Source organism: Streptomyces sp. XY431, from assembly GCF_001279805.1.
Classification (GTDB): Bacteria; Actinomycetota; Actinomycetes; order Streptomycetales; family Streptomycetaceae; genus Kitasatospora; species Kitasatospora purpeofusca.
In genome coordinates this window covers 1-23,039 of sequence record NZ_LGDO01000058.1, presented here as the reverse complement: position 1 = coordinate 23,039, position 23,039 = coordinate 1, and the positions used below count along the sequence as shown (strand labels likewise).

The following is a 23,039-nucleotide window of genomic DNA, read 5'->3' as shown; positions in this document are numbered from 1 at the left end:
GGTTCAGGCCGAGAGCCCCGCCCTGAGCTCGGGCCTCCGCAACAGCTCCAGCAGCCTGACGCCGTCCTCGATCCCTTCGAAGAAGAGGTCCGCCTCCTCCCGGACGGCCTGCCGGAGCATCGCCTGGAACACCCCGGCGAACGGCTGGTCCCGGAGGACGCTGACGGCGGTGGCGACGCCCGCCCGGTTCCCGGACGAGGTGGCGCTCCACCACTTCTCGATCACCAGGGCCATCACGGACAGGGCCTGCCGCCGGGCCTCGGGCCGTTTGTCCTCGTTGAGCCCCACCGTGGCGATGGTGCAGTCGCCCCGGTCGGTGATTCCGAGGTACTCCCCGGTGTTCAGCACCAGGTGGATGTGGCGGAACGGGTCGTCGACCGTGGGGTCGATCAGCAGGGGAGCACCCAGCGCGTCGACAGCGTGGAGCTGACGCTTGAACCTGCTGTTGCAGGCGCTGCAGGCCAGCAGGTAGTCCGACCAGGAGAAGGCCCTGACCGGGTCGGCGTCCATCGGCACGTAGTGGTCCACGGTGTCGGCCAACCCCTGCCCGCAGTACATGCAGCAGTCGATCCCGGGCGCCATCTCCTTCAAGTGCGAGAGGACGGGCGGGTAGGTGTCACGGCGGAAGTAGTGCCGCTTCCATGCCCGCTTGGCGACCTGCAGACTGTCGGCGCCGTCCGCCACCTCCTCGGTGAGGGCCGCGAGCCGCGCCTCCACGTCCTCGGGCAGCACCGATCTCTGCACCGGAATCACGGCGCGTCACCGTCACCGTCACCGAGGAGCCTCGCCGAGATCTCGTCCACTCTGGTGACCGGCGAACTCGAAAGCCGCGTCTTGAGGGCCCGCAGATTCCGCCTGTCCTCCTCGGTGGCCCGGCCCAGGACGAGTTCCCGCTCCAGGGCCACGAGCCTCCGCCTGAGTTCCTGGGACTCGGGCGAGTAGGGCGTGTCCAGGCCGAACAGGTCGGAGATGACGGCATCGTCCCCCGTGCCGTGGACGACCCGGCGGTAGAGGTCCGGCTCCACCACGCACGGCGCCGATTCCTCGCTCGGGCCGGGGAGCCTGATCAGGCCGTTCTGGTCGGCCGCCTGGCAGATGTAGGGGCTGTGCGTGGTGACGATGAACTGCACCTGCGGGAAGTGCTGCTTCAGCCATTCACCGATGCGCTGCTGCCAGGAGACGTGCAGGTGGGCGTCCACCTCGTCGATCAGCAATAATCTCAGGCGCTGACGTGAACCTATGCAAATTCCGAAGGTGAACTAAGTTACAAACCTTCCATTCGAAGCCACCCGGTTTGCCCACATGCTGAGATCCATGCGATAGTCGACCTGTCCGACGGCGGCTGCCACCAGCTGGCCCACCGCCTCGCGGACAGTTGATCCTCGGCCCGCCCGACCTGGCACGGCCGACGCCCATCGCACGGCACGCACCCCCTTGGCCGCGCGATGACCTGCAAGGGCCCCCAGCCCGCCGGACCACGGCGACATCGGGGGCCCTGCGTGTTTCCCGGCCGGACTCAGACCCGCTCGCGGACCTTCAGCTCGAACCAGACGCCCTTGCCGCGCGGCAGCAGGTCGGCGCCCCAGCGGTCCGCCAGGTCGTCGACCACCTGGAGCCCGCGCCCGCGCTCGGTGACCGGCAGCGGCTCGGCCAGGATCATGCAGGGCAGCGCCCGCGAGGAGTCCCGCACCTCGACCCGGAGCCAGCCCGGTTTCCGCACCACCTGGAGCCCGATCGTCCGCCCCGCGGCATGCCGCACGGCGTTGGCGACCAGCTCGCTGGTGAGTAACTCGCACACCTCCAGGTGCTGGTGCAGCTCCCAGGCACCCAGGACCGCGAGCACCAGTCGGCGCGCCACCGGTCCGGTCTCCGGCCGGGACGGGAGCCGCACCTCACCCGGCGTCGTCCGGTCGCACAGCCTGCCGGCGTACAGCCGCTCCAGCTCGTCGCAGCTGAGCCGTTCCAGCGCCGCCAGGGAGTCCTGGAACGACCCCCACGACGCTTCGGCGACCAAGCTGGAACCCGGAATCGATGACTGATCTGTTTCGCCCCAACCCGCCATGCGCCCCATCATTGCGGAACGCAAGCGGCCGCGTACGGACAATGAACAAACGATCACTACTCTTTCGGCATATGCCGGGTGCAACCCGAACCTACGTTCGCAAGGCCCGGGCCGCCGGCCCGCCGAGGGTCTACCAGGCGCTCCAGTCCACGTTCCAGCCGCTGAGGCCGTTGTCCGGCGCGACCTGCCCGCGGGTGGAGTTCCGCACCGTGACGACGTCCCCGATGATCGAACCGTCGTAGAACTGACCCGCCGAGGTGGCCGCTCCGCCGCCCTTGACGTCCTTCAGGCCCACGCAGCCGTGGCTGACGTTGTCCTCGCCGAAGGCGTTGCTCCAGTAGTTGCCGTGCACATAGGTGCCGGTGTCGGTCAGCCGCATGGAGTGCGGAACCTGCAGGTCGTAGGGGGCGCCGGTCATCCCGGGCAGGGTGCTGGACTGCATCCGCACCACGCCCTCCTTGGACATCACCACCATGGTGCCGTTCCAGGTCGGGTGCTCGGCCGAGCCGGAGGTGATCTCCACCTCCGAGCTCTGCCCGTCCCGGACCACCGTCATCCGGTGCGTCTTGGCGTCAACAGTCGAAACCTGGGATCGCCCGATAGTGAAGGGCTCGTCCCGGTCCACACCCCCGTAGACGCCCGGCGCGATCTCCACGCTCTTCAGCCGGTACTTCGCGGTGACCTTGGTGCCCGGGGTCCAGTACTTCTCCGGGCGGAAGTCCAGCCGGCGGTTGCCGAACCAGTGGCCCTTCAGCACGGTGCCGTCGCTGGTCTCGAAGGAGATGCCGCGGGCCACGGCGTCCTTGTTCTTCACGTCCTTGTCGAAGGCGACCGAGACGATCATGCCGACGCCGTAGGTGGCGTTGTCCTGGATGTTGTCGCTGGCCTTCGCCTCCCGCTCGGGCGTCAGCGTGGTGAAGCTGCTGTCGGCCGAGGCGACCACGCCGCCGGCGTCCGCCGCCAGCGCGCTCACCTGGTACGCGGTGCCGACCGCCAGCGGGCCGGACGGGCTCCAGCTCGCGCCGTCGGCGGCGAGGGTGCCGGCCACCTCCTTGCCGGTCCGGTCGCTCACCTTGACCGTGGTGAGCTTCCCGCCGGACACCGCGACCTTGAGCGAACCGTCCGGGGCGACGTCCACGGCGCCGCTCTTCGGCTGGATGTCCACCACGGCCTGCGAGACCTTGGGCGCGGCGGCGGTGGCGGCACCCGCGGCCGGGGCCGGGGCCGGGGCCCCGGAAGCCTGCCCGCCGGCCGGGGCGGCGGACGACGGGACCCCCGCGGTCCCGCCGGCCCCCAGCTCGGCCTTGGCCGCCGTCCCGCCCCCGGACCCGCCGCTCCCCCCGCAGGCGCTGGTCAGCACCAGCGCTCCGCCGACCAGCCCCGCGGCCACCACCTTGCGTATCGACTTCACCGTCGTCCCCCTCGTTCGTGTCACGGTGTTCGACATTTACACGCGCCGTGTCCCGGAAAGGTTGCGCCGTTCGGGGGGGCATCGGCCCCGAAAACGCGACCGGCCCGACCCCAACGAGTGAGGATCGGGCCGGTCGTGGCAGTTCCGTGACTAACGGGGGCTACTGGCGGGTACGACTACCAGTTCGCCCAGGCGATGTTCCAGCCGCTCAGGCCGTTGTCGGGGGCGACGACCTTCTCCTTGGAGTTCTTGATGGTGATGACGTCACCGATCATCGAATCGTTGAAGAACTTGCCGGCCACCGAGGCGTCGCTGCCGCCCTTCTCGTCCTGCATCGAGATGCAGCCGTGGCTGGCGTTGGACTTGCCGAACGGGTTGGCCCAGTAGTTGCCGTGCACGAAGGTGCCCGAGTTGGTCAGCCGCATCGCGTGCGGCACGTCCGGGATGTCGTACTCGCCGCCGAGGCCGACGGTCTGCGAGTTCATCCGGGTGACCTTCTCCTTGGACATCACCACCATGGTGCCGTTCCAGGAGGGGTTCTTCTCGTCGCCCAGGGTCACCGGCACGGTGCGGCTGTCGCCGCCACGGGTCACCGTCATCTGGTGGGTGGCCGAGTCGGCGACCGAGACCTGGGAGCGGCCGATGGTGAACGGCTCGTCCTTGTCGATGTCGCCGTAGACGCCCGGGGAGACCTCGACGTTCTTCAGGCGGTACTTGATGACGACCTTGGTGCCCGGGGCCCAGTACTTCTCGGGGCGGAAGTCCAGCCGCTTGGTGCCGAACCAGTGGCCCTTCACGGTGGTGCCGTCGCTGGCCTCGAAGGTGATGCCCTGGACGACCGCGTCCTTGTTCTTGACGTCCTTGTTGAAGACCACCGAGACGATCATGCCGACGCCGTAGGTGGCGTTGTCGGCGATGTTGTCGTTGGTGGAGATCTTCTTCGCCGGGGTCAGCGTGGTGAACGAGGTGGTCGACGCGGCCACCAGGCCCTCGGCGTCGGTGGCCTGGGCGTTCACCTTGTACGCCATGCCGACGGCCAGCGGGGCGCTGGGCTTCCAGCCGCTGCCGTCCGCGGTGATGGCACCCGTGACCGGCTTGCCCTCCTTGTCGGTCACCTCGACCGTGGTGAGCTTGCCGCCGGTCACCCCGACCTTCAGCGCGCCGTCCGGGGCGACGTCCTGGGCGCCGTCCTTGGGCTCGACGTTCACCACGGCGGCCGAGGTCTTCGGCGTGGCGGAGCTCTGGCCGGGAGTCGGCGTCCCGCCGTTGCCCGCGGCTCCAGCGTCCGAGGCGCCCGCGCCGGCCGTCGCGTCACCCCCGCCGGCGGCCTTGTCGTCACCCCCGCTGTTGCAGGCCGCAGTGAGCAGCAGCACCCCACCCATCGCCAACGCCACCGCGCTCTGGCGCAGACGGCGGCTGGTGACAGTGGTACGTATCGCGGCGTCGGCCGCCCTAACCGGCTTCACGGTCTCTCCCCTCCCGGTGTCCATCACTGTGGACGCGCTGGTGCCCGAACGGGTTGCACCGGACCGGCGATCTTCCGCGCCGGGCTTCGGCGCGGCAAGCAGGATAGCTGGGCCGATCGGGTGAATCCTGGGAGGGCTACCGGTGAACGAGAGTGAAGATCATCCGCACATGGCGGTCAGGGCCTGGCCCCCGGCGACGGAGCCGGCGGAACGGCCGGGGGAACACCCGGCGGGAGGCCCGGGGAGGGACTCGGCACCGGACTCGGCGACACGCTCGACGGGGCACCGGGGGACGCGCCCGGCGACACGCTCGGCGGGGTACCCGGGGACGCGCCCGGCGGCGCACTCGGGGACGAACCGGCGGACGGCCCGGCGGCCGGAGCGCCGGAGGGGCTCGCGGCGGGCTGGAGGGCGCTCCCGGCCACCCACTGCGCCCAGGGCAGGTTCCAGCCGTTCAGCCCGTTGCTCGGCGGCACCGCGTCCCCCGTCGAAGCCCTGACCTCCAGCACGTCCCCCGGGATGGTGTGCTCGAACAGCCAGCCCGCCGGCGTCTCCCCGCTCGCCCCGCCCTTGGCGTCGGCCAGCCCGATGCAGCCGTGGCTGGTGTTGGCGGTGCCGAACACCGACGGGTTGGCCCAGTAGTTGCCGTGCACGAAGGTGCCGGAGTTGGTCAGCCGCATCGCGTGCGGCACGTCCTTGATGTCGTACTCGTCGCCCATCCCGACGGTCTGCGAGTTCATCCTGGTCACCCGGTACTTCTCGGACACCACGAGCACGCCCCGGTAGGTCGTGTGCTTGGCGTCCCCGCCGGACACCTTGAGGGTGCGCACCACCCGGCCGCCCTGGCCGGCCCGGACGGTGAGGGTGTGGGCGTCCAGGTCGACGGTGGAGACCTGGGACCGGCCGACGGTGAACCGGACGTCCTTGTTCTGGGTGCCGAACTCGCCCGGGGCGCCCTGGACGTCCTTGAGCCGCAGCGCGACCGCCACCTTGGTGCCCGGCGCCCAGTACGCCCGGGGGCGGAAGTCCAGCCGCTGGCCGCCGAACCAGTGCGCGGCCACCTCCACCGGCGGGTCGGCGGTCACCGCGATCGCCCGCTCCACCGCCGCCCGGTCGGTGACCGGGCGGCTGAACCGCAGCGAGACCGGCATCCCCACCCCGACCGTGGAGCCGTCCTCGGGGGTGAAGAAGGCGACGAAGGTGTGCGCCCGGGCCATGGTCGAGAAGTCGGCGTGCTGGACCGCCCGCTGCCCCTGGTCGTCCTCGGCCACCGCGTCCAGGGTGAACTTCGTGCCCAGCGGCAGCGGGCCGTCCGGCGCCCAGCCGGTGCCGTCGGCGGAGAGCGAGCCGGGCACCTCGCCGCCCCTGCTGTCGGCCAGCCGCACGGACACCAGCCGGCCCTGGGCGACGGTCACCCGGACCGGGCCCTCGGGCGGCAGGTTCTGGGTGTCGTCGGCCGGCAGCGCGGTGATCGACGCCCTGGAGGCCGGCGGCGGACCGGACGGCTCCGCCCGGACGGCGTCCGCGCTCGTGCTCCCCGGCTCGCCGCCACCGCCGGAGCACCCGGCCAGCACGGCCAGGCAGCAGCCCACCGCCGCCAGCCGCCGTGCCCACATCCGTCCTCGGGGCCGCATCCCGGGACCTCCCGCCGTAGCCGTCCGATACCCCGCACAACGAGGGCGGTCCCGGCAGGACACGCCGACACGCCGGAAGCACCCACTCCGACGGCCCAGCAACGCGGCCGCGCCCGGGCGCCATCCGCCGGTAACACGGTGTTAAGCCGCTTCCGTCCGGTGCGATCAGGGAATGAGACACCGCACGGGGTCCGGGACACCCCGTCAGGGAGGGCACCGCCATGGCGTCAGGGCAGGAGTCGGCGGCCGCCGTGCGCGCGCACGCCCCCACGGCCGTCAACGGGCACCGCGCGCACGGACACCCCGGCGAGCGGCCGGACGGCGAACCGCCCTGGCCGGGCAGCCGGCTGCCGCTCGGCGCACGCTTCCACCCCGGCCCGGACGGCCGCCCCGGCACCAACTTCGCGCTCTGGGCCGGCGGCGCCGAGGCCGTCGACCTCTGCCTCTTCGACGAGGACGGCCGGGAGAGCCGGCTGCGCCTCACCGAGCAGGACGCCCACACCTGGCACGGCTTCGTCCCCGGGGTCCTGCCCGGCACCCGGTACGGCTACCGGGTGCACGGCCGCTGGGACCCGTGGACCGGCGCCCGGTGGAACCCGGCCAAACTGCTGCTCGACCCCTACGCCCGGGCGGTCGACGGCGGCTACACCGCGCACGACGCGGTCTGCTCCGCCGTCCGCAACTGGCCCGAGGCCGAGGTCGCCGACACCGTCCGGGACAACCGCGACTCGGCCCCGTACGTGCCCAGAGCCGTGGTCGTCCGGGACGACGACGACTGGTCCGACGACCACCGGCCGAAGACCCCGTGGGCCGAGACCGTCCTCTACGAGCTGCACGTGCGCGGCTTCACCCGCCGCCACCCCGAGGTCCCGCCGGAGCTGCGCGGCACCTACGCCGGACTCGCCCACCCCGCCGCGATCGCCCACCTCACCGGCCTGGGCGTCACCGCGGTCGAGCTGCTCCCGGTCCACCACCACGTCAGCGAGGACCACCTCCAGGCCCGCGGCCTCGTCAACTACTGGGGCTACAACACCGTCGGCTACTTCGCCCCGCACGCCGGCTACTCCGCCGCCGGCTCGCGCGGCGGCCAGGTCGGCGAGTTCAAGCGGATGGTCCGGGCCCTGCACGCCGCCGGCATCGAGGTGATCCTCGACGTCGTCTACAACCACACCGCCGACGGCGCCGAACTCGGCCCCGCGCTGCTCCTGCGCGGCATCGACAACGCCGGCTACTACCGGCTGCCGCCCAACCGCCCGCGCGGCTACGCCGACTACACCGGCTGCGGCAACAGCCTCGACACCCGACGCCCCCAGGTCGTCCGGCTGATCACCGACTCGCTGCGCTACTGGGTGCACGAGATGGGCGTGGACGGCTTCCGCTTCGACCTCGCCGCCACCCTCGCCCGCGGCGCCGACGGCGGGGTCACGATGGAGCACCCGCTGCTCTCGGCCGTCGCCCAGGACCCGCTGCTCAGCCGGGTGAAGCTGATCGCCGAGCCCTGGGACGTCGGGCCGGGCGGCTACCAGGTGGGCGGGTTCCCGCCGCCCTGGGCCGAGTGGAACGACCGCTACCGCGACACCGTGCGGGACTTCTGGCGCGGCGCCCGCCCGGACGTCCGGGAGCTCGGCTACCGGCTCTCCGGCTCCTCCGACCTCTACCAGCGGGACGGCCGGCGCCCGTACGCCTCCGTCAACTACGTGACCGCGCACGACGGCTTCACGCTGCGCGACCTCGTCTCCTACGACCGCAAGCACAACGAGGCCAACGGCGAGGCCAACCGGGACGGCACCGACGACAACCGCTCCTGGAACCACGGCGCCGAGGGGGAGAGCGCCGACCCCGCCGTCACCGCCCTGCGCCGGCGCCAGCTGCGCAACCTCACCGCCACCCTGCTGCTCTCCGCCGGGGTCCCGATGATCACCGCGGGGGACGAGTTCGGCCGCACCCAGGGCGGCAACAACAACGCCTACTGCCAGGACAACGAGGTGAGCTGGCTGGACTGGTCGCTGCTCGACGACCCGGCCTGGCGGAGCCTGTACGACTTCACCGCCCGGCTGGTCCGGCTCCGCCGCGAGCACCCGGTACTGCGGCAGCGGGCGTTCTTCTCCGGCCGCGCCACCGCCCCCGGCGGCCGGCCCGACCTGGCCTGGTTCACCCCGCTCGGCAAGGAGATGACCGAGGCCGACTGGTTCGCGCCGACCGCCGCCGTGGGCATGCTGCTAGCCGGCACCGCGATGTCGGAACGGGACGCACGCGGCCGCCCGCTGCTCGACGACAGCTTCCTGCTGCTGCTCAACGCCGGCCCCGAACCGGTCCCCTTCGTCCTGCCCGGCACTCCTCGGGCGGCCGACGGCACCGGCTACGAGACCGTGGTCGACACGGCGGCGGCGGACGGCGGCCCTGCAGGGCGGCACCTCCCCGGCGACCCGGTCCCGCTCGGCGCCCGCGCCCTGCACCTGCTCCGGGCCGTCCCCTGACCCGGCCGTCCCCTGCTCGGGCCGTCCCCCACGGGCGGCCCCGGTTGGCCGGTTCTCGACGACAGGTCCGAAAAACCGGATGAGAAATGACACGTACCCGGCCTACCCTCACCGCGATGGCCGAGAACCAAGCCCCCGACACCGCCCCCGACTCCGAGACCGGCTCCGACCCCGAGCCCGGCAGCGAGCCGCCCGCCCCCCGCCGGTCGACGGTGCGCTCGCTGCTGCGCCTGTGGCCCTACGTCCGCCCGATCCGCACCCGGCTGGCCGTCTCGGTCACCGCCGCGATGCTCGCCTCGCTCAGCGCCCTGCTGGTCCCGACCGTCCTCGGCCGGATCGTGGACGGCCCGATCGCCGAGCGCGACCTCGGCGGCCTCTGGGCCCCGGCGGCCCTGCTGCTCCTGCTCGGCCTCGCCGAGGCCGCCCTGTTCTTCACCCGCCGGGTGGTGCTGGCCCGGCCGCTGGCCGGCGTCGAGACGGCGATGCGCGGCGACCTCTTCGCCAAACTCCAGCGGCTGCCGGTGTCCTTCCACGACCGCTGGGGCTCCGGCCAGCTGCTCTCCCGCGCCACCTCCGACATGTACACCATGCGGCTGTTCCTGGCCTTCCCGCTGGTCTTCCTGATCGTCAACACGGTGACCTTCCTGGTCGGCACCGCGCTGATGTTCACCCAGGACTGGCGGCTGGCACTGATCGTGCTCGGCCCGGCCGTCCCGCTGCTGATGCTCACCCGCCGCTTCGAGGCCGGCTACTCGGGCGCCGCCCGCCGCGCCCAGGACCAGAACGGCGACCTCGCCACCGTGGTCGAGGAGTCCGTGCTCGGCATCCGGATCCTCAAGGCCTTCGGCCGCCACCGCTCGATGGCGGAACGTTTCCGCGAGCACTCCCGGCAGCTGCGCCGCACCGAGCTGCGGAAGGCCGGCCTGCTCGCCAACCTGTGGTCGGTCATCGTCGGCCTGCCCGAGCTGGCCCTCGGCTGCGCCCTCGCGGTCGGCGTCCACCTGGTCGCCCAGGACCAGATGTCCGCCGGCACCCTGGTCGCCTTCCTGTCCACCGCGCTCTCACTGCGCTGGCCGGTCGAGTCGCTGGGCTGGCTGCTCGCCTACGCCAACGAGGCCGCCACCGCCACCGACCGCTTCTTCGAGGTGCTGGACGAGCCCGAGGCGGAGGCCGCCGAGGCCCCCGCGGGCATCCCCGCCGGCTCCACCGACGCCCAGGACGGCATCCGGCTCACCGGCGTCCGCTTCCGCTACCCCGACGCCCCGGCCGACACCCCCGACCTGCTCCGCGGCGTCGATCTGCACATCCGCAGCGGCGAGACGATGGCCCTGGTCGGCGCCACCGGCAGCGGCAAGACCACCCTCACCGCCCTGCTCCCCCGCCTCTACGAGGCCACCGGCGGCAGCATCACCCTCGACGGCCGGGACATCCGCGAGTTCGACCGCACCCGGCTGCGCGAGCTGGTCGCGGTCGCCTTCGAGGAGCCCACCCTGTTCTCCGCCACCGTCCGGGAGAACGTGCTGATGGGCGCCCCCGGCGCGGACGAGGAGCGACTGCTCACCGCGCTCGCCACCGCCCAGGCCGGCTTCGTCGAGAAGCTGCCGGAGGGCGTCGCCACCGAGGTCGGCGAGCAGGGCCTCAGCCTGTCCGGCGGCCAGCGCCAGCGGCTCGCGCTGGCCCGCGCCGTGGTCGGCGACCCGGCCTTCCTGGTGCTCGACGACCCGCTGTCGGCGCTGGACGTGCACACCGAGGCGCTGGTCGAGCGCGCCCTGCGCCAGGTCCTCGCCGCCACCACCGCCCTGGTGGTCGCGCACCGGCCGAGCACCGTGCTGCTCGCCGACCGGGTCGCCGTCCTCGCCGAGGGCCGGATCGAGGCCGTCGGCACCCACCAGGAGCTGCTGCGCGACTCGGCGCGCTACCGCGAACTGATGTCGGGCGAGGCCGCCCTCGTCCCCGAGGGGAGCACCGCCCGATGACCACCACCGTCGAACCCGCCGCCGCGCGCACCGACCCGGCCGCGCCGGACGAGGAGGAGCTGCCGGCCCCGCCGGCCGACGAGGAGGACATCCCCGTCCCGCCCGACGCCCCGCGCGCCCTGCTGCGCTCGCTGCTCGGCCCGCACCGGGGCCGGATCGCCACCGCCATGGCGGTGATCCTGCTCCAGCAGGCCGCGCTGCAGGCCGGTCCGCTGCTGGTCGCCTTCGCGATGGACCGGGGCATCCCCGCCCTGCGCGAGCACGACTCCGGACCGCTGGTCGCGGTGGTGGTCGCCTACCTGGGCTGCGCGCTGCTCGGCACCCTGCTCCAGTGGGCGTTCATCAAGATCAGCGCCCGGGTCAACCAGGACATCCTGCTGGACCTGCGCGGGCGGATCTTCCGGCACGCCCAGCGGCTCAGCCTGGACTTCCACGAGCGCTACACCTCGGGCCGGATCATCTCCCGCGCCACCAGCGACGTGGACGCGCTGCGCGAGCTGCTCTCCGAGGGCCTCCAGGAGCTGCTGACGGTCTTCCTCTCGGTCTGCTCCATCTCGGTCATCCTGCTGGTGCTGGACTGGCGGCTCGGCCTGGCCTCGCTGGCCTCCTTCCTGCCGCTGTGGCTGATCGCCCGCTCGTTCCGGCGCCGCTCGCGCCGGGTCTACCGGCGTTCGCGCACCGCCGCCGCCTCGCTGATCGTCCGCTTCACCGAGACCATGAACGGCATCCGCCCGGTCAAGGCCTTCCGCCGCGAGCGGGCCAACGACGCGGCGTTCGGCGTGGTGAACCGGCAGTCGGCCACCGCCACCGCGGACGGCCTGCTGGAGATCGCCCGGTACGTCGGCCTCTCCCGGGGCACGGCCAATGTGTGGACCACCGGCGTGCTGGTGCTCGGCGCCTGGCTGGTCACCGACGGCGCCGTCGAACTGGGCGTGCTGACCGCCTTCGTGCTCTACCTGCGCCGGCTGTTCGACCCGATCGACCAGCTGGCGATGTTCCTCAACAGCTACCAGTCGGCCGCCGCCGCCCTGGAGAAGATCGCCGGCCTGCTGGCCCACGAGCCGACCGTCGCCGAGCCGACGGAGCCGAAGGAGCTGCCGGCCACGTCCGTGACCGGCCGGGAGGTCGGCTTCGAGAGGACCAGGTTCGCGTACCGCACCGGCAAGGAGGTGCTGCCGCCGTTCGACCTGGTGCTGCCGGCCGGGCAGACCGTCGCGGTGGTCGGTGCGACCGGGGCCGGCAAGTCGACGGTGGCCAAGCTGCTGGCCCGGTTCTACGACCCGACCGAGGGCCGGATCACCCTGGACGGGGTGGACCTGCGCGACCTCGCCGGTCCCGAGCTGCGGCGCGGGGTGGTGATGGTGACCCAGGAGTCCTTCCTGTTCTCCGGCACCGTCGCCGAGAACATCGCGATCGGCCGGCCGGGCGCCACCCGGGCCGAGGTCGAGGCGGCCGCCCGGGCGATCGGGGCGCACGCCTTCATCGCCGAGCTGCCGGACGGCTACGACACCGATGTGCGCAAGCGCGGCGGGCGGATCTCGGCCGGCCAGCGGCAGCTGGTGGCCTTCGCCCGCGCGCTGCTCGCCGACCCGGCGGTGCTGATCCTCGACGAGGCCACCAGCTCGCTGGACGTTCCCGGCGAGCAGGCGGTGCAGCGGGCGATGCGCACGGTGCTGGCCGGACGGACGGCCGTGATCATCGCCCACCGCCTCTCCACCGTGGAGATCGCCGACCGGGTGCTGGTGATGGAGCAGGGCCGGATCGTGGAGGACGGCAGCCCGCGCGAGCTGATCGACGGCGCCGGGCGCTTCGCCCGGCTGCACCGGGCCTGGCGGGACAGCCTGGTCTGACACCCCGCTCGCGACCCTGCCGCACGCCCGCACGGGTAATAGTCCATAGACCCTTTCGTCTATTACCGAAAGGGTCTATGGTCATCTCCGGGGCCTACCGCCTCCGGGTCTGCGAAGGGGAACGAGCATGGTCGACCGTCAGCACTGGGAGCAGTGGCAGCGCAGCTGGGACCGGCAGCAGGAGTGGTACCTGCCCGACCGCGAGGAGCGGTTCCGGGTGATGATCGACCTCGTCGGGGCCGTGACCGGCCCGGCCCCGCGTGTCCTCGACCTCGCCTGCGGTACCGGCAGCATCACCGAGCGGCTGTTCGCCCGGCTGCCCGGCGCCACCAGTGTGGGCGTGGACCAGGACCCGGCGCTGATGACCATCGCCCGGGGCGTGCTCGGCGAGGACGAGCGGTTCACCCTGGTGACCGCCGACCTCAAGGACCCGCAGTGGGCAAGCGCCCTCCCGCCGGGACCGTTCGACGCGGTGGTGACCGCCACCGCCCTGCACTGGCTGCCCGCCACCGCCCTGGCCCGGCTCTACACGGACCTGGCCGGACTGCTCCGCCCCGGCGGGGTGTTCCTCAACGCCGACCACATGCCGGACCCGGAGGTCCCGCTGCTCAACGCCGCCGAGCGGGCCCAGCGGCACGGGCGGCAGGAGCGCGAGAAGGCCGAGGGCGTCCTCGACTGGGAGTCCTGGTGGCTCGCCGCCGCGGCCGACCCGCTGCTCGCCGACCAGGTGGCCGCCCGCAACGCGCTGTACGGCTCGCACGCCGACGGCGAGTCCCACCCGGCCGGCTGGCACACCGAGCGGCTGGTGGCGTCCGGCTTCGCCGAGGCCGGGGTGGCCTGGCGCTCGGTCACCGACGCCATGGTGGCGGCCGTCCGCTGAACAGGCCGTCCACCCAACGGGGCGGTCCACCGGGCGGGGCGGTCCACCGGGCGGGGCGCCGGTCCGGCCGGCACCCCGCCCGGTGCGCTCAGCGCAGCAGCACCGCGTCCATGCCCGGAACCTCCGGCGGCAGCGCCACCAGACCCAGCTCGGCGGGCGAGGCCAGCCGGGGGTGCGCGGGCAGGACCCGCACCGTGTAGCCGAACGGCCCCGTGCGGCCGAGCTCCAGCGAGCCCTCGTACCTGGTCCGCCCGTCCAGGTCGGGCCCGCCGACCGGCTTGAGGGCGAGCAGGCAGGCGTCCGAGATCCGGTCCGACTCGTCCACCCGGCCGGAGACCACCTGGACCTCGACGTCGGCCGGCTCCAGCGGGCCGAGGGTCACCTGCACCCGCAGCGCCAGGGCGCTGCCCAGCTCCTGCGCCTCGTCCGGGCAGTCCGCCTCGACGTGCTCCACCCGGACGGCCGGCCAGGCCTCGCGCACCCGGGCCTTCCACCCGGCCAGCTCCCGGGCGGCGCGGTGCGCCCCGCTGCCGGCCAGCTCCCGCTGGGCCTGCGCGGCCGGGGCGTAGAGCCGTTCGACGTACTCGCGGACCATCCGGCCCGCCAGCACCTTGGGCCCGAGGGTGACCAGGGTGTGCCGGACCATCGCGATCCACCGGTGCGGCAGGCCGTCCGAACCCCGGTCGTAGAAGCGGGTGGCGACCTGCTCCTCGATCAGGTCGTAGAGCGCGGCGGCCTCGATGTCGTCGCGCCGCTCGGCCTCCCGGCTGTCCGGGTCGAGCACGCCGTCGCCGGTGTCGGCGGTGGGGATCGCCCAGCCGTTCTGGCCGTCGAACCACTCGTCCCACCAGCCGTCCAGCACCGACAGGTTGAGGCAGCCGTTGAGCGCGGCCTTCATCCCGGAGGTGCCGCAGGCCTCCAGCGGGCGGAGCGGGTTGTTCAGCCAGACGTCGCAGCCCGGGTAGAGGTGCCGGGCCATCGCCATGTCGTAGTCCGGCAGGAAGACGATCCGGTGCCGGACGGCGGGGTCGTCGGCGAAGGCCACCATCTGCTGGATCAGCCGCTTGCCGCCGTCGTCGGCCGGGTGGGCCTTGCCGGCCACCACGATCTGCACCGGCCTGGTCGGGTGCAGCAGCAGCGCGCGCAGCCGCTCCGGGTCGCGGAGCATCAGGGTGAGGCGCTTGTAGGAGGGCACCCGGCGGGCGAAACCGATGGTGAGCACGTCCGGGTCGAGCACCGAGGAGACCCAGCCGAGTTCGGCCTCGCCGGCCCCGCGCTGGTGCCAGGAGGCGCGCAGCCGGCGGCGGACCTCGTCGACCAGCTGGGCGCGCAGGGTGCGGCGGAGGTCCCAGACCTCGGTGTTGCCGATCCGCTCCAGACCGGTCCAGCGCTTGGTCTCGCCGGTGGTCATGGCCTCCTCGGCGCGGTCGGCGCCGATCTCGGCGGCGCCGAGCCGGACGACCGCCGGGTCGATCCAGGTGGCCGCGTGGACGCCGTTGGTGACCGAGGTGATCGGCACGTCCGCGGCGTCGAAGCCCGGCCAGAGGCCGTTGAACATCGAGCGGCTGACCTCGCCGTGCAGGGTGGAGACGCCGTTGGCGCGCTGGGCCAGCCGCAGGCCCATGGCGGCCATGTTGAACAGCTTCGGGTCGCCGCCGCGCCAGGTCTCGGCGCCGAGCGCGAGCACCTGCTCGACCGGGACGCCGGGGAGCGCGGTCTCGCCGCCGAAGTGCCGGGCCACCAGCTCGCGGTCGAACCGGTCGATGCCGGCCGGGACGGGCGTGTGGGTGGTGAAGAGGGTGCCGGCCCGGACCGACTCCAGGGCGGCCGCGAAGTCGAGCCCGGCGTCCGCGACCAGTTCGCGGATCCGCTCGACGCCGAGGAAGCCGGCATGGCCCTCGTTGGTGTGGAAGACCTCGGGCGCGGGGTGGCCGGTGAGCCGCTGGTAGGCGCGCACGGCCCGGACGCCGCCGACGCCGAGCAGCATCTCCTGCAGCAGCCGGTGCTCGCTGCCGCCGCCGTAGAGGCGGTCGGTGACGTCGCGCTCGGCGGGCGAGTTGGCCTCGATGCCGGAGTCCAGCAGCAGCAGCGGGACCCGGCCGACCTGGGCCTTCCAGATGTGCGCGGCCAGGGTGCGGCCGCCGGGCAGGGCGAGGTCGACCCGGCTGGGCGTGCCGTCCGGTTCGCGCAGCAGGGTGACGGCCAGCTCGTCCGGGTCGAGCAGCGGGTAGCGCTCCTGCTGCCAGCCGTCCCGGTCGAGGGACTGCCGGAAGTAGCCGTGCCGGTAGAAGAGACCGACGCCGATGATCGGGACGCCGAGGTCGCTGGCGGCCTTGAGGTGGTCGCCGGCGAGGATGCCGAGGCCGCCGGAGTACTGGGGCAGCGCGGCGGCGATGCCGTACTCGGGCGAGAAGTAGGCGATGGCGGCGGGGGGCGGCGCGGCGGCCTGCTGTCCCGCCGTCTGGTACCAGCGCGGGCCGGCCAGGTACTCCCGCAGGTCGTCGGCGAGGTCGCCGAGCCGGCGCAGGAACCTGCGGTCGGCGGCGAGCGCGGCGAGCCGGGCGGCCGGGACCTCCCCGAGCAGCCGCACCGGGTCCTCGCCCGTCGCGGCCCACACGTCCGGGTCCACGGACCGGAAGAGGTCCCGGGTCTCGGGGTGCCAGGACCAGCGCAGGTTGAGAGCCAGCTCGTGCAACGGCTGGAGTTGTTCGGGCAGGACGGTGCGGACGGTGAATCTGCGGATTGCCTTCACGGCGTGAAGCGTAGCCTCGCCCGATGGCATGATGGTGCGTCAGTTGGGCTATTCGGCATCCGTTCGGCCTATTGATGAGATCGCATTCGGCGCATTGGACTGCACGGGGGGCGCACGAGGCGCACTTTCCGGGGCGCCGCGCCACCAATACGTGAACACCGCGGAACAGATCCATTTCCGCCGGCGGGCCCGCGCCCGATCACCTCCGAAACTCCGGCCGGACCGGTGCGGAATCGGCGCCGCGGGTGCGAGGATGAACCGCGGTCGTCGATGCTGCGGGGAGTGCGGAGACGGGTGGCGTTCCCCCGCGAAGCAGCACGTCCGAATCCTTTTCGTGTTGATCGTTCGTCATCCTGATTGGTCCATTCGGCGCCCATCGCCGACCGCCGCGTGTCCTCGCGATCATCCCGCTCGTTCACGGGTGGGTCGGGTCTCCAGGGGCGCGCTCCGGGAGGCGTGCGCCGGGACGCGCGCGGGCTCTCGGGCCCTCCGCCACGGGCTCGGCGGGAGCGGGGCAGGTTGCCCGGAACGGCGGCGCGGGCAGGCTTCCGGTCGCAGGTCCTCCCCACCCAGCAGTCCTCCCGGTACTCCCCTGGCCGAGCCGGCCCGCGGGAGCTGCCGCCGATCTCGGGCAGGAGCTTGGCATGCACGGCGACACGCGGGACCAGTCCACACCGGTGGCGGACACCCTCGACGCAGCGGTCGCGGAATCCGCCGGACGGATGGATTCTGACGCTCGGACGGACACGGCGATGCCGGCGCCCCGGGGCGCCGGGGCAGACCGTAGGGAGCGGCCGGACGAGCCGGCCCGACAACCCGGGGCCGAGGACAGCCCGACCGCCCCCGGCCCGACCAGGGCCGCGACCTCGCGCGGGCGCACCACCGCCCGCGGCGCGAGCGCCTCCGAACCCGCCACCGGCCGGGCCGGGGGCGCCGCACCGGCCGGGGCGCCCGCCGCGCGCCCCGCCGCCGGCCGGGCCCGCGCGAAGCCCGCCACCACCCGCAAGACCGCCCGCACGACGAGAGAGAGCGACACCGTGATCGGCCGCATCCCCGTCCTGGACGTCAGTCCCCTCGTGGACGCCGGCCGCCGCCCGGCCAAGGCCGTGGTCGGCGAGTCCTTCCCGGTCTCCGCGACCGTGTTCCGCGAGGGGCACGACGCGGTCGCCGCCAATGTGGTGCTGCGCGACCCGCGCGGCCGCGGCGGCCCCTGGACACCGATGCGCGAGCTGGCCGAGGGCTCCGACCGCTGGGGCGCGCAGGTCACCCCGACCGCCCCCGGCCGCTGGTCGTACCTGGTCGAGGCCTGGTCCGACCCGGTGGCCACCTGGCGCAAGGCCGCGGCGATCAAGCTGCCGGCCGGGATCGACACCGCGCTCGTCCTGGAGGAGGGCGCGCAGCTGCTGGAACGCGCCGCCGCCGGGGTCCCGAAGAAGGAGGGCCGGGCGCTGGTGCTGGCCGCCGCCGAGGCACTGCGCGACCCGGCCCTGCCGCCGCTGTCCCGGCTGGCCGCCGCGCTCGCCCCCGAGGTGCAGGAGCTGCTGGGCCGCTTCCCGCTGCGCGAACTGGTGAGCGCCTCCCGGCCGGTGCCGCTCCAGGTGGACCGGGAGCGGGCGCTGTTCGGCTCCTGGTACGAGTTCTTCCCCCGCTCCGAGGGGGCGGTGGTCGACCCGTCCGGGGTGGAGCCGCCGCGCTCGGGCACCCTGCGGACCGCCGCCGAGCGGCTGCCGGCGGTCGCCGCGATGGGCTTCGACGTGGTCTACCTGCCGCCGGTCCACCCGATCGGCCGTGCCTTCCGCAAGGGCCCGGACAACAGCCTGACGGCCGGCCCGCACGACGTCGGCTCGCCCTGGGCGATCGGCTCCCCGGAGGGCGGCCACGACGCCGTCCACCCGGACCTCGGCACGATCGAGGACTTCGACCACTTCGTCGCCGAGGCCACCGCGCTGCACCTGGAGGTGGCGCTGGACTTCGCGCTCCAGTGTTCGCCGGACCACCCCTGGGTGAACAAGCATCCGGAATGGTTCAGTCACCGGGCGGACGGCACCATCGCCTACGCCGAGAATCCCCCGAAGAAATATCAGGATATTTATCCGATCAACTTCGACCAGGACATGGACGGAATCGTCAAGGAGACGATCCGGGTCCTCCGGTTCTGGATGACGCACGGGGTGCGGATCTTCCGGGTCGACAACCCGCACACCAAACCGGTGGTCTTCTGGGAGCGGGTGCTCGCCGACATCGCCCGCACCGACCCGGACGTGGTCTTCCTCGCCGAGGCCTTCACCCGCCCGGCGATGATGCACACCCTGGGGAAGATCGGCTTCCACCAGTCGTACACGTACTTCACCTGGCGCAACACCAAGGCCGAACTCACCGAGTACCTCACCGAGCTCACCGGTGACGCGGCCGCCTACATGCGCCCCAACTTCTTCGCCAGCACCCCGGACATCCTGCACGCCTACCTCCAGGACGGCGGCCGGGCCGCGTTCGCGATCCGCGCCGTCCTGGCGGCCACCCTCTCCCCCAGCTACGGCGTGTACGCCGGCTACGAGCTCTACGAGAACGAGCCGGCCCACCCCGGTTCCGAGGAGTACCTGCACTCGGAGAAGTACGAACTGCGCCCCCGGGACTGGAGCCGCACCGACACCCTCGCCCCGCTGCTCACCGTCCTGAACCGGCTGCGCCGCCGTCACCCGGCCCTCCAGCAGCTGCGTTCACTGCGCTTCCACCCCACCGACAACGACCAGGTGCTCGCCTACTCCAAGACCGCCCCGACGCCCGACGGCCTCACCGACCACCTCATCACCGTGGTCAACCTGGATCCGCACCACACCCAGGAGGCCACCGTCACCCTGGACGGGGACGGGCCGTACGCGGTCCACGACGAGCTCACCGGTGCCGCCTACACCTGGGGCCGGCACAACTATGTCCGGCTCGACCCCTCAGCCGAGCCGGCCCACCTCCTCACGGTTCGGAGGAACCCAGCGTGACAGTCAACGAGCCCGTCCCCGACACCTTCCCCGAGACCTCGAAGAAGAACCTGGACCCGGAGTGGTTCAAGCGTGCGGTCTTCTACGAGGTGCTGGTGCGGTCCTTCCAGGACAGCAACGGCGACGGGGTCGGAGACCTCAAGGGGCTCACCGCCAAACTCGACTACCTGCAGTGGCTCGGGGTCGACTGCCTCTGGCTGCCGCCGTTCTTCGCCTCGCCGCTGCGCGACGGCGGCTATGACGTGTCCGACTACAAGTCGGTGCTGCCGGAGTTCGGCGACCTCGCCGACTTCATGGAGTTCGTCGACGCCGCGCACGCCCGCGGCATGCGCGTGGTCATCGACTTCGTCATGAACCACACCAGCGACCAGCACCCGTGGTTCCAGGCCTCCCGGGAGGACCCGGACGGCCCGTACGGCGACTTCTACATGTGGGCCGACGACGACAAGCAGTACCCGGACGCCCGGATCATCTTCGTCGACACCGAGACCTCCAACTGGACCTACGACCCGGTGCGCAAGCAGTACTTCTGGCACCGGTTCTTCTCCCACCAGCCCGACCTCAACTACGACAACCCCCGGGTCCAGGACGAGATGATCGCCGGGCTGCGGTTCTGGCTGGACCTCGGCATCGACGGGTTCCGGCTGGACGCGGTGCCGTACCTGTTCGCCCGGGAGGGCACCAACTGCGAGAACCTCCCGGAGACCCACGAGTTCCTCCAGCGGGTCCGCAAGGAGATCGACGCCGACTACCCGGACACCGTGCTGCTCGCCGAGGCCAACCAGTGGCCGGAGGACGTCGTCGACTACTTCGGCGACTTCGCCTCCGGCGGCGACGAGTGCCACATGGCGTTCCACTTCCCGGTGATGCCGCGGATCTTCATGGCGGTCCGCCGGGAGTCCCGCTACCCCGTCTCGGAGATCCTCGCCAAGACGCCCAACATCCCGCACGGCTGCCAGTGGGGGATCTTCCTGCGCAACCACGACGAGCTGACCCTGGAGATGGTCACCGACGAGGAGCGCGACTACATGTACGCGGAGTACGCCAAGGACCCGCGGATGCGCGCCAACGTGGGCATCCGCCGACGGCTCGCCCCGCTGCTGGAGAACGACCGCAACCAGATCGAGCTCTTCACCGCCCTGCTGCTCTCCCTGCCCGGTTCGCCGGTGCTCTACTACGGCGACGAGATCGGCATGGGGGACAACATCTGGCTGGGCGACCGGGACGGCGTCCGGACCCCGATGCAGTGGACCCCGGACCGCAACGCGGGTTTCTCATCCGCCGACCCGGGCAGGCTCAGTCTGCCGCCCATCATGGATCCGGTGTACGGCTACCAGGTGACCAACGTCGAAGCGCAGCAAAGCAGTTCGAGCTCGCTGCTGCACTGGACGCGTCGCATGATCGAGATCCGCAAGCTCAACCCGGCGTTCGGCCTCGGCAGCTACACCGAACTGCCCTCCAGCAACCCCGCGGTGCTGGCCTTCGTCCGTGAGTACGAGGGAGACCTGGTCATGTGCGTGAACAACTTCTCGCGGTTCGCGCAACCGACCGAACTGGACCTGCGGCGGTACGGCGGACGGAATCCGGTCGAGCTGATCGGCGGGGTGCGCTTCCCCTCGATCGGCGAGTGGCCGTACCTGCTCACCCTGGCCGGGCACGGCTTCTACTGGTTCCAGCTCCGTCGGCCCGCCCGGCCGAGCGGAACCGTGCGGCCGAAGTAACGATCCGGCAGCCGCCGCGGATCCCACCGAACCCTCCGGGGGCGCGAGTTCGTACCCCGCGCCCCCGGTCGTCTCTGCACCACCGCGTACGGAGAACAGCCCAACGGCCACCCACACGAAGGCGTGACACCCGGGCCCAGCGCTCGCGTGCCGCGCCGCCGCGCCGCCGCAATCCGGAAGACTGACGGACCCGGCCAGACCCGTCGGGCGATCCGCCCAGCTCCTCCGGGGAAAGGGAGTCATGTCCGAAACCTCCCGTTCGCAAGTCCCCCTGCACCAGGACGCCCCCGCCGGCTCCGCCGCGCCGGCCGTCCCGCGGGGTACCGGGGTCCGGAGGACCGCCCTGGGGGTGAGCGAACTCGTCCAGGCGGCGCTGCCGCTGATCGCCGAGTGGCTACCCACCCAGCGCTGGTACGCCGGGAAGGGGCGGCCGATCACCGGCCTCACCCCCGTGGTCGGCACCCCCCTCCAGGTCGGCGACCCCGCCCTGCTGCACCTGCTGCTCCGGGTCGAGCACGCCGCCACCACCGGTGTGCCGCACGGCGACCTGTACCAACTGCTGCTCGGCATCCGCTCCCAGGGCCCGGCCGGCATCGAGCCGACCGCCGTCCTCGGCCGGCTCACCCAGGGCCCGTACGACGGGGCGACGCTCTTCGACGCGGTGCACGATCCGGAGCTGACCGGGCGGCTGCTGGAGCACCTGGCCACCGGCGACCGGTTCGGCGCGCTGTCGTTCCGCCGCACCCCCGGCTCCGGACTGCCCACCAACCTGCCCGGGCGCGCCTCCACCGCCGAGCAGTCCAACAGCTCCGTCATCTACGGCACCTCCTACATCCTGAAGCTGTTCCGCCGCGTCCACCCCGGCACCAACCCCGACCTGGAACTCTCGCTCGCGCTCTCCCGGGCCGGTTCGACCCGCATCCCCCGGGTCGCCGCCTGGTTCGAGAGCCGGCTGGAGCGCGCCGAGCCGGCCACCCTCGGGCTGCTCCAGCGCTACCTCCCGGAGGCCGAGGACGGTTGGGAGCTCGCCCTCGACCAGGTCGGCCGGCTGAAGGGCGACCCCTCCCCCGGCAACTTCGCGATCGAGGCGCACCGGCTCGGCCGGGCCACCGCCGAGGTCCACCGGGTGCTCGCCCGGTCGATGCCGGTCGCCCGGCTGGACCGGGGGCAGACCCGGCAGCTGGCCACCGCGATGGCCGACCGGCTGGACAGCGCGGTCGCCGCCGTCCCGGGGCTGATGCGCTACCGGGGCGCCCTCCGCTCGGCCTTCGGCCAGATGGCCGACGCCCATCCGGACGGCCTGGCGGTCCAGCGGATCCACGGCGACCTGCACCTCGGCCAGGCCATGCGCACCCCGCACGGCTGGGTCCTGCTGGACTTCGAGGGCGAGCCGGCCAAGTCGGTCGCCGAACGGCGCGAACCGCAGACCGCGCTGCGGGACGTCGCCGCGATGCTCCGCTCCTTCGACTACGCCGCCGCCCACCTACTGGCCGGCGGACCGCCCGACCCGGAACTCGCGCACCTCGCCGCCGCCTGGGCGCAGCGCAACCGCACCGCCTTCTGCGCCGGCTACACCGCGGGCGGCGGCACCGACCCGGCGGCCTCGCCGGAGCTGATGCGCGCGCTGGAGATCGACAAGGCGGTGTACGAGGTGGTCTACGAGGCCAGGCACCGGCCGAGCTGGCTGCCGATCCCGCTGGCCGCCATCAACCGGCTCGCCCTCACCGTCTGACCCGCCGCGCCCCCTCGCCGGCCGGTCCGGCCCCCGCCCCACCGGGGGCCACCCCCTCCCTCCTCCCCCTCTCCCGTTGCACCGC

Annotated in this window: 14 protein-coding genes; 7 read left to right on the top strand and 7 right to left on the bottom strand. The window is 72.9% G+C overall.

All coding sequences use genetic code 11. From position 1 onward, the window contains the following. Positions 1-3: 3 nt before the first annotated feature. The 6 genes from ADK60_RS09030 to ADK60_RS09005 all read right to left on the bottom strand — a co-directional run bounded on the left by ADK60_RS09030 (position 4) and on the right by ADK60_RS09005 (position 6,573). Positions 4-753: an HNH endonuclease family protein gene (locus ADK60_RS09030; RefSeq protein WP_053644703.1), complete on the bottom strand. Its 750-nt coding sequence runs from the start codon at positions 751-753 to the stop codon at positions 4-6. Then, entirely contained in the window at positions 750-1,214 is a 465-nt protein-coding gene (locus ADK60_RS09025; protein WP_053644701.1) for an AAA family ATPase, read from the bottom strand. Before ADK60_RS09025 ends, ADK60_RS09030 begins: the two co-directional genes overlap by 4 nt. 302 nt (positions 1,215-1,516) lie before the next feature. Next, complete coding sequence (locus tag ADK60_RS09020) at positions 1,517-2,014, bottom strand: ATP-binding protein (protein WP_233290167.1); 498 nt, start codon at positions 2,012-2,014, stop codon at positions 1,517-1,519. A 178-nt stretch (positions 2,015-2,192) separates the two neighbouring features. After that, a complete protein-coding gene (locus ADK60_RS09015) occupies positions 2,193-3,473 on the bottom strand; it encodes a L,D-transpeptidase (protein ID WP_053644699.1) in 1,281 nt (426 codons plus the stop codon). 176 nt (positions 3,474-3,649) lie between these two features. Next, the gene (locus ADK60_RS09010; RefSeq protein WP_234370997.1) at positions 3,650-4,939 is read right to left on the bottom strand and encodes a L,D-transpeptidase; all 1,290 of its coding nucleotides are present in this window, start codon (positions 4,937-4,939) and stop codon (positions 3,650-3,652) included. Between the two features lie 176 nt (positions 4,940-5,115). After that, on the bottom strand, positions 5,116-6,573 hold the full coding sequence (locus ADK60_RS09005) for a L,D-transpeptidase (RefSeq protein ID WP_079008177.1): 1,458 nt from the start codon (positions 6,571-6,573) through the stop codon (positions 5,116-5,118). 221 nt (positions 6,574-6,794) lie between these two features. Between ADK60_RS09005 and glgX the strand changes: the two genes are divergently transcribed. The 4 genes from glgX (at position 6,795) to ADK60_RS08985 (ending at position 13,756) form a co-directional block, all read left to right on the top strand. Beyond that, the gene (glgX, locus tag ADK60_RS09000; RefSeq protein WP_053644695.1) at positions 6,795-9,050 is read left to right on the top strand and encodes a glycogen debranching protein GlgX; all 2,256 of its coding nucleotides are present in this window, start codon (positions 6,795-6,797) and stop codon (positions 9,048-9,050) included. 116 nt (positions 9,051-9,166) lie between these two features. Next, a complete protein-coding gene (locus ADK60_RS08995; RefSeq protein ID WP_078896317.1) occupies positions 9,167-11,026 on the top strand; it encodes an ABC transporter ATP-binding protein in 1,860 nt (619 codons plus the stop codon). Continuing rightward, positions 11,023-12,876, top strand: coding sequence for an ABC transporter ATP-binding protein (locus tag ADK60_RS08990; RefSeq protein WP_053644693.1), 1,854 nt, complete (start codon positions 11,023-11,025; stop codon positions 12,874-12,876). Before ADK60_RS08995 ends, ADK60_RS08990 begins: the two co-directional genes overlap by 4 nt. Positions 12,877-13,003: 127 nt before the next feature. Continuing rightward, on the top strand, positions 13,004-13,756 hold the full coding sequence (locus ADK60_RS08985; RefSeq protein ID WP_045938967.1) for a class I SAM-dependent methyltransferase: 753 nt from the start codon (positions 13,004-13,006) through the stop codon (positions 13,754-13,756). An 88-nt stretch (positions 13,757-13,844) separates the two neighbouring features. On the opposite strand, the gene glgP is transcribed toward ADK60_RS08985, so the two are convergent. Further along, positions 13,845-16,508, bottom strand: a complete 2,664-nt coding sequence (gene glgP, locus ADK60_RS08980) for an alpha-glucan family phosphorylase (RefSeq protein WP_053644691.1) — start codon at positions 16,506-16,508, stop codon at positions 13,845-13,847. Positions 16,509-17,545: 1,037 nt separating this feature from the next. On the opposite strand from glgP, the gene ADK60_RS08975 reads away from it, so the two are divergent. The 3 genes from ADK60_RS08975 to ADK60_RS08965 all read left to right on the top strand — a co-directional run bounded on the left by ADK60_RS08975 (position 17,546) and on the right by ADK60_RS08965 (position 22,954). Continuing rightward, on the top strand, positions 17,546-19,501 hold the full coding sequence (locus ADK60_RS08975) for an alpha-1,4-glucan--maltose-1-phosphate maltosyltransferase (protein ID WP_053644750.1): 1,956 nt from the start codon (positions 17,546-17,548) through the stop codon (positions 19,499-19,501). Next, complete coding sequence (gene treS, locus ADK60_RS08970; RefSeq protein ID WP_045938969.1) at positions 19,498-21,222, top strand: maltose alpha-D-glucosyltransferase; 1,725 nt, start codon at positions 19,498-19,500, stop codon at positions 21,220-21,222. Before ADK60_RS08975 ends, treS begins: the two co-directional genes overlap by 4 nt. 241 nt (positions 21,223-21,463) lie before the next feature. Then, complete coding sequence (locus ADK60_RS08965) at positions 21,464-22,954, top strand: maltokinase N-terminal cap-like domain-containing protein (protein WP_053644689.1); 1,491 nt, start codon at positions 21,464-21,466, stop codon at positions 22,952-22,954. The last annotated feature ends 85 nt before the right edge of the window (positions 22,955-23,039 follow it).

Coding starts and splice junctions, on each gene's coding strand:
- ADK60_RS08985 (WP_045938967.1), top strand. CDS start 13,004: ATGGTCGACCGTCAGCACTGGGAGCAGTGGCAGCGCAGCTGGGACCGG.
- glgX (WP_053644695.1), top strand. CDS start 6,795: ATGGCGTCAGGGCAGGAGTCGGCGGCCGCCGTGCGCGCGCACGCCCCC.
- ADK60_RS08995 (WP_078896317.1), top strand. CDS start 9,167: ATGGCCGAGAACCAAGCCCCCGACACCGCCCCCGACTCCGAGACCGGC.
- ADK60_RS08965 (WP_053644689.1), top strand. CDS start 21,464: ATGTCCGAAACCTCCCGTTCGCAAGTCCCCCTGCACCAGGACGCCCCC.
- ADK60_RS08990 (WP_053644693.1), top strand. CDS start 11,023: ATGACCACCACCGTCGAACCCGCCGCCGCGCGCACCGACCCGGCCGCG.
- ADK60_RS09005 (WP_079008177.1), bottom strand. CDS start 6,573: ATGCGGCCCCGAGGACGGATGTGGGCACGGCGGCTGGCGGCGGTGGGC.